Origin of the sequence: Paracoccus sediminilitoris (assembly GCF_003259195.1) — a bacterium.
Classification (GTDB): domain Bacteria; phylum Pseudomonadota; class Alphaproteobacteria; order Rhodobacterales; family Rhodobacteraceae; genus Paracoccus; species Paracoccus sediminilitoris.
On the sequence record NZ_QJPK01000053.1, the window covers coordinates 1 to 6,572 of the forward strand.

5 protein-coding genes and 3 pseudogenes are annotated in these 6,572 nt (G+C 61.9%); 4 read left to right on the forward strand and 4 right to left on the reverse strand.

From position 1 onward, the window contains the following. Nucleotides 1–131 (forward strand): annotated as a pseudogene (locus DKT70_RS18550) (recombinase family protein); the annotation flags it as partial. An 18-nt stretch (nt 132–149) separates the two neighbouring features. Here the strand turns inward: DKT70_RS18550 and DKT70_RS17200 are convergent. After that, the gene (locus DKT70_RS17200; protein WP_111560286.1) at nt 150–1,259 is read right to left on the reverse strand and encodes a ParB/RepB/Spo0J family partition protein; all 1,110 of its coding nucleotides are present in this window, start codon (nt 1,257–1,259) and stop codon (nt 150–152) included. Continuing rightward, the gene (locus tag DKT70_RS17205) at nt 1,252–2,646 is read right to left on the reverse strand and encodes an AAA family ATPase (protein ID WP_111560287.1); all 1,395 of its coding nucleotides are present in this window, start codon (nt 2,644–2,646) and stop codon (nt 1,252–1,254) included. Before DKT70_RS17205 ends, DKT70_RS17200 begins: the two co-directional genes overlap by 8 nt. 526 nt (nt 2,647–3,172) lie before the next feature. On the opposite strand from DKT70_RS17205, the gene DKT70_RS17210 reads away from it, so the two are divergent. Then, entirely contained in the window at nt 3,173–4,345 is a 1,173-nt protein-coding gene (locus tag DKT70_RS17210; protein ID WP_111560288.1) for a replication initiation protein, read from the forward strand. A 220-nt stretch (nt 4,346–4,565) separates the two neighbouring features. Here the strand turns inward: DKT70_RS17210 and DKT70_RS17215 are convergent. Then, nucleotides 4,566–5,111, reverse strand: a pseudogene (locus tag DKT70_RS17215) (integrase core domain-containing protein); the annotation flags it as partial. Between the two features lie 24 nt (nt 5,112–5,135). Next, nucleotides 5,136–5,413 (reverse strand): annotated as a pseudogene (locus tag DKT70_RS17220) (integrase core domain-containing protein); the annotation flags it as partial. Nucleotides 5,414–5,591: 178 nt separating this feature from the next. Between DKT70_RS17220 and DKT70_RS17225 the strand changes: the two are divergent. Further along, nucleotides 5,592–5,849: an IS110 family transposase gene (locus tag DKT70_RS17225; protein ID WP_233490654.1), complete on the forward strand. Its 258-nt coding sequence runs from the start codon at nt 5,592–5,594 to the stop codon at nt 5,847–5,849. Nucleotides 5,850–6,065: 216 nt separating this feature from the next. Continuing rightward, nucleotides 6,066–6,302, forward strand: coding sequence for a hypothetical protein (locus DKT70_RS18240; protein ID WP_233490653.1), 237 nt, complete (start codon nt 6,066–6,068; stop codon nt 6,300–6,302). Nucleotides 6,303–6,572 lie beyond the last annotated feature (270 nt).

Genomic DNA, 6,572 nt, shown 5'->3' on the forward strand with positions numbered 1-6,572 from the left:
AAGCCATCTGCGCCCGCCTGGAGGCGATGCGAGAGCGCACCCCGCGCGGCCGGACCACCTGGCAGCCCTCATCGGTCAGAATGCTACTGGAGCGGGCACGGAAGATGGGGCTACTGCCATCAGAGCCGTGACGGTTTCGCAGCGAAACCTCAGCGCTCCAGCAAGGCCCGGATCTCCAGCATCAGGCTGTCCATCAGGTCGGGCGTCAGGGCCGACCCTTCCAGCCGCAACAGATGGCCCTTGCTGTCGGTGGACCGGCGGATCGTCACGCCACCCGATGTGCGCAACGTCTTTTCGTCGATCCAGCCACTGGTCGGCGCGGTCCGCTTGGGCCGCCCTCCCCGACTTGCATCACGCATCTTGCGGTCCTGCTGGCTGACCAGTGGATCGATCACCGCCCATTCCTCGTCCGCGTCCTGGGGATGGGCCTCGGACAGGGCCTGGCGGATCTGCGCCTCGGCCCCGTGGCGCAGCGCCGCGGCCAATTGCAGGCCCCGGCGTTCGGTCAAATGTTCGGGGAATTGCAGCATGTCTCCCAGCTCCTCGAAGATCAGCGCAAACGAGCGGATCTTGGACCGCTTGGCCTTGGATCCGGTCGCGAAAAGATGGTCGACCGCATCCTCGGTGTTGGCGAAGGCCCCGTGATTGGCTGCGATGACGGCGATGCGCCCGCGTTCGAAATGGCTGAGATTTTCACGGACCTCGTTTTCCTCGATCATGGTGACGAAGGAGGCGCCCGCATCGGCGCGCGGCCGGATCACGGCACGGATGGTCCGGTACTTGTCGGCCTGGGTCAGCTCCAACAGGCCCCGCGTTGCCAAAAGCCGCCGGTAGCCAGAAAGCAGGCCATAGATCTGCCCTGCCCTTCCCGGCTGCTCTAGCGCGAAGACCTCGATCGGCAGCCGCAGGCCATGGGCCGCGATCGACTGGCGCAGCTCCAGCATCTCGGCCTCGCCCATGGTCATGCGGTCGCGGATCATGGCGTCCTCGTCGATCTGATCCAGGGGCAGCTCGACCATCAGCAATCCGCCATCGCGGGCCTGCTGCAGCTGCGCGGCCTCGGACTCGAGCCTGGCGCGCACCGTACGGGCGTCATGCCCTTCGGCCTGCAGATGGGCCGCGCTGTCGGCCGCAACCTGGGCGATGGGGGCGATGCCCTTGGCGACCAGACCCCGGTCAACGGTTTCGCTGCGAAACTGGGCCTCGATGCGGCTCAGGTCATCGGTGCTGGGTGCCTCGAGGCGGCGGCGCTTAGCCATGGCTCTCGTCCTTCTCGTCCTGCTCGTTCATCTGGATGTCGCGCCACCATGCGCCCAGGATCAGCTCCTTAACCTCGGCCCAGGTGCGGTCGAAGGTTTCGCGGCCCCGGACATAGGTCTCGCGGTTGAACTCGCGGTAATCGGCTTCGTAGATGCCGTTCACCTGCTCTCCGGCCTGGCCTACCATGGCGGTCAGTTCCTGCCGGTAGGTGGTCATGAAATCACCGAAATAGGCCTGGATCACATTGGCCAGGTCGGTCTGCTGCCCGGCCTCGAAACGGGTGATGATGGCACGGACCGCGTCCCATTCGAACCGCATTTCGGGCAGACCGTCGCGGCGGCGGGCGGTATTTTCGCCTTCCTCGACACTGGCAAAGGTCGAATAGAGCATGTCGAAGAAGCGCCCCGTCGAGTCGAATTCAAGGAAGGTCGCCCCCAAAGGCACCAGAAGGATGTCGGCCGCCGCCAGGGCATTGATGGTCAGATAGCCGAGGGCAGGCGGGGTATCGAGGATGACGATGTCATATTCGTCAAGGATGCCATCCTGGTTCAGCCCGTTCGACAAAGCATCCCAGAGCGGCCAGCCCCGCAGGCCCATGCGCCAGACAGGAACCTGGAATTCGGCCCAGTACAGGTTCAGCTGCGCGCCCAGCAGATCGATGTTGGGCCAATGCGTCTTCTGGATCAGGTCATGGGCGGTCAGGGTCAGGGCTTCGGTCAGGGTCTCGTCGAAGGGCAGGGGGGGCTTGCCCGCAGCCTCGCGGACACGGTTCTCGGCCTGAAGGGCCAGGGCATAGTCCTTGGCCAGCAGCGGGAAGGCGGTCGACCACTCATCCGCGACTTGCCCCCCCATGATCGAGGTCATGCTGCCTTGGCTGTCCAGATCGATCACCAGAACCTTGTAGCCGTCCAGCGCCGCCGACATGGCCAGATGCGCCGCGGTCGAGGTCTTGCCGACGCCGCCCTTGAAATTGGCCACCGCCAGAACCTTTGCGGGCAGACCCTCGGGGCGCCAGGGGCGATATTCGCGATCAGCCGCGCCCTCGGTCGCGAAATGGTCGCGCAAGCGCAGCACGTCCTCGAGGGTGAACCATTTGGAATTGCCTTCCCCCACACCCTGCGGCAGGTGGGGATGGCTTCGAAGCACGCGGCGGAAATGCGCGGTTGCCACGGGGATCAGGTACCGGCAGACCTCCCAGGTGGAGAACCGCCGAAGGCGCTTGCGCCCGTCGGGGGCATAGCCACGTTCGGCCAGGTCCTGACGGCCACGGGCAGCGAAGGCCGCGGCCTTCGCGAATCTGGCGGTGCCGATCGGTTCGGAGAGGCGTGCGGCGGCACGGGCGGGATCGATGTTGAAATAGGGGGGAAGCGGCTCTTTGCCTGACATCTTGGTCCTGTCGCGATGTATCATGTTCCGAGGTTTGTCGGTTTCTCTATGGCACATCCCGGTGGACTTGGGAAATACGCAGCCGCGGTTTCGCTGCGAAACCCGCATTTGGCCTTACTGTGAAAATTGGATAAGGACAGCATAAAGCTTGTATCTGTTTTAAGATCTTTAGAATCTTTGGAAGAATAGTTTTTATCAAAATCAATATCTTATATCAAACAGGGTGCCCGGAAACGGGACGAACGGTGCCCAGACACGGGATGAAGGGTACCCGAACACAGGGTAAAGGGTGCCGATTCGCAGGAAGAAGGGCACTTCTTTGCGGGATGAAGGCGAAATGCCCGGTTAACCACGATTTCCTTGCCCGATCTCGCATGCAAAATCCCGGAAAAGGGCACCTTTCCAGGCTAGTGGATGCCAAAGGAACCCGTTTCCGGGACGTCTGACGCCCCCGGTTAGGGTGCCCGGATCGTTATTGCGGACGGGTTCCCTTTGCGCCATCATGCCTGGAAAACAGGGAAAGCAGATGGACGACATACCGCGCGAGCAATTGTCAGGCGCCTTGCGCCGCGGCGCCGTCAAGAAGCATGTCGCCGCGATCCATGTCTCGGGCAAGCTGACGCTGCTGCAGCGCAAGCTGTCGAACGTGCTGCTGCTGAATGCCTATGACACGCTGATGTCGCGGCCCAGCCACGAGATCGACGCACGGACCTTGGCGCTGATGATCGGATATAACAGCAACGATATGGAGACGCTGAAGCAGTCGCTGCGCGGACTGGTCGAGACGGTCGCGGAATGGGACATGTTGGACGAGAAGGGCCGCCAGGAATGGGGGGTGTCGAGCCTGCTGAGCTATGCCAAGCTGAAAGGCGGGATCTGCGAATATGCCTATTCGCCCGCCCTGGCGGAAAAGCTGCACGACCCCAAGGTCTTTGCGCTGATCAACCTGAACATGCAGCGGCGCTTCACGTCGGGGCATGCGCTGGCGCTTTACGAGAACTGCTATCGTTTCGTGCGGACCGGTTCGACCGGCTGGTGGGATCTGGACCTGTTCCGCCGCCTGATGGGGGTCGAGGGGTCGTCCTATTACGAGGTCTTCAAGCAGCTGAACGCCAAGATCATCAAACCTGCGGTGGCCGAGGTGAACAAGACCAGCAACATCATCCTGACGCCCGAAACCAAGAAACAGGGCAGGGCGGTCACGCATCTGCGCTTCCTGATCCGCGAGAACCCGCAGCTGGCGGTGCTTGATGTCGACGATGCCGAAGGCGCGATGTCTGGCGGGGTCTATGCGCGGTTGCGCGCGCTCGGTGTCAGCGACCGGCTGGCCCGGCAATGGATGAGCGAACATGGCGAAGGGCAGGTCCAGTCGAGGCTGGATTATGTCGAGGCTCGCAAGAACGTGGTCAGCAAGGTCGGCTATCTGAGCGCGGCGCTGGAAGGCGGCTTCGGCACGGAAGCCGCTCCCGCAACGCCCAGCCCGCAAGCCGAACGCCTGCGGCGCATTCTGAACGTGATCAAGTCGCGCACTCCGACGCAGCGCGACGCCGACCGGCGGCTGTTTCTGTCGCAGCTGACAGAAGGGGCGGCGCGCGCAGATTTTGAACGCCATGGTTGGATGTCGCCCCTGAATGCGGCGCGTATTCGCGCCTTTTGGAAGGACATGTCGCCCGGCCTATTTTCGGACTTGGTCGACTGATCGTCGCGGTTGGGACTTGGTGGGGGGCGGCTTGTGCGTCGTAAACCCTCGAATGCCTGGGCATGGTGAAAGGCTTCTGTCTGGCCTGATGCCAGGCGACCAAAATCAGACTCGGCTGCGAAAGCCGCAGCATCCTGCCCCCCGTGAAGCGTGTCCTGCCACGGACCTTTCATCCAGCTTCAACTTGAGTCCGGTTGGTGTTTGCGCCGATCGGCGCAGGTTAAGCAATCGCCCGACGCGCGGAGCTTTCATCTCGCGTTGCGGGTCGGGCGATTGCGGTGGTCAGGGTCCGCGCATAGTCAGCTGGGGACTGGTAATCCAAAGCTGAATGGAGCCGCTCGGTGCTGTTTTCTGCGGCCCAAGCCGCGACCACGACGCGGGCATGTGCCAAGTTGCAGAACATGGTCTCGTTGAGCAACTCGTCGCGCATCCGTCCGTTGAAAATATCTACGACGCCGTTCTGCATGGGTTTTTCGGGCGCGATGTCGTGTCATTCGGTTCGGTTCTCGGAGCACCAACGCAGGATCGCGTCACTGGACAGTTCGGTCCCGTTGTCGCTGACAATCATCTCGGGCTTTACGCGGCGCTCGATCAAGGCCGTTAGCCCTTCCTGGCGGTAAAGCCGATAGATCCGGTTGATCCCCGAGGGCTCGCCCTTGCGCCGCAGCACCACGAAGGGCTGCCGATAGCCAAACCGACGATGTTCATTCGCCAGATCCAGCAGTCGACCGCGTAGCTCCAAATCTAGAGCCCCCTGCGCCCTATGACCTGCTCCGCAGAGGGTCCTCATTTATAAGTCAGCTCTGTTCTGGTTTTGGTCTTCGTTTGACCGGATAGCATATTCCTGCGGTGTCAGGCCAGCGAGGCTTGAGTGCGGGCAGTGGTGGTTGAAGTCATCGCGCCATGCTGCCACTAAATTGAGGGCATGGCGCAAGATGTCGAAGAGGTGTTCGTTCAAGAGTTCATCGCGCATCCGGCCATTGAAGGGCTCAACGAGCCCGTGTCTCGCATAGGCTTGCCTGGCGCGATGCAATGCCACTCGACCTTGCGGTCCTCCTGCCACTTCATCCGCGTGCACCTAGGTGAGTTCGGGGTCGTCGTTGCAAGGGGTATTCATAATGTTGATCGGCTACTGGAGGCGGCCCGCGATGTGCCCACTGCGGCGATCCCGGCGCTTGACATGTTGGCCGGCCAGTTGTGTGACACACAAGCCCGGATTGGGGAGGTTACTGCGCGGATCGGCAAGATGCAGTGCCAAGATGAACTGGCACGGCGTCTGACAACGGTGCCAGGGGTGGGGGCGATCTCGTCCAGCGCATTCGCAGCCACCACCCCCGACGTGGCCGCTTTCCGCACTGCGCGAGACGACGCAGCATGGCTCGGCCTCACGCCGCGAGCACATTCCAGCGGCGGGAAGGAAAAGCTCGGACGAATATCCAAAGCCGGTAATCGATACCGGCGCAGGCTGCTCTACCTCGGTGCGATGGCCCAGATCAGCGCGTAAACCGCTGTCATGTCGGCACGTTCCGCGCAGCGCTTGGCCGTGACTTTGAAGAGTGGCGCCTCCCTCAGGTGGCCGATTTCGGCACGTTGAAAGGTTCGGCACGCTATGCGCCGGGCCAGACCCGTGAAGGCCGTCTTAGCCGATATGGAGTCCAAGTTAACCACCCTGCGCGACCGTTTTCCTGGCCTGAAGACGAAATTGATTTCAATGGACACAATGGAAGAGAAGGGCCTGTCACTGATGCCGCCCTTCGAGGTCCGGCGCGACAGCGCCATCGTCGCCGCCATCAACTCGGCCTATCGCGACGTGCGCGGCGAGGAGCAGCCAACCGGAGCGATCACACCCACACTTTTCTATGGCAGCGACGCGGGGCATCTCTATGAACTGGGCGGCATGGAGGGCATTGTCTGCGGCTGCGGCGGGCGATGCACATCATGCCGGACGAGCGTGTAGACATCGTCGACTATATCGACATGGTCAAAATCTACATGCTGACAATCTTGGAGATATGCGGCTTGGACGAAGGGGCTTGAAAGGAGCTTTCGCCAAAAGCCTACAATCTGTTATCTGGGCTGCGTCAGTCACCAACCATTCGTCATGCGTTGATTTAGGCGGATAAACTGCTGACGTTACGGCTGTGCTACGGTACTGCACTAGGCTAGGTGTTTGATCCCACGGTTTGATGGTGTGATCCTTTCGAAGGAATGGAAGGATGCCCTATGG

Bases quoted from the DNA above. Each gene is read 5' to 3' on its own strand.
- DKT70_RS18240 (WP_233490653.1), top strand. From the start codon at position 6,066: ATGGAAGAGAAGGGCCTGTCACTGATGCCGCCCTTCGAGGTCCGGCGC.
- DKT70_RS17225 (WP_233490654.1), top strand. From the start codon at position 5,592: ATGCAGTGCCAAGATGAACTGGCACGGCGTCTGACAACGGTGCCAGGG.
- DKT70_RS17210 (WP_111560288.1), top strand. From the start codon at position 3,173: ATGGACGACATACCGCGCGAGCAATTGTCAGGCGCCTTGCGCCGCGGC.
- DKT70_RS17200 (WP_111560286.1), bottom strand. From the start codon at position 1,259: ATGGCTAAGCGCCGCCGCCTCGAGGCACCCAGCACCGATGACCTGAGC.
- DKT70_RS17205 (WP_111560287.1), bottom strand. From the start codon at position 2,646: ATGTCAGGCAAAGAGCCGCTTCCCCCCTATTTCAACATCGATCCCGCC.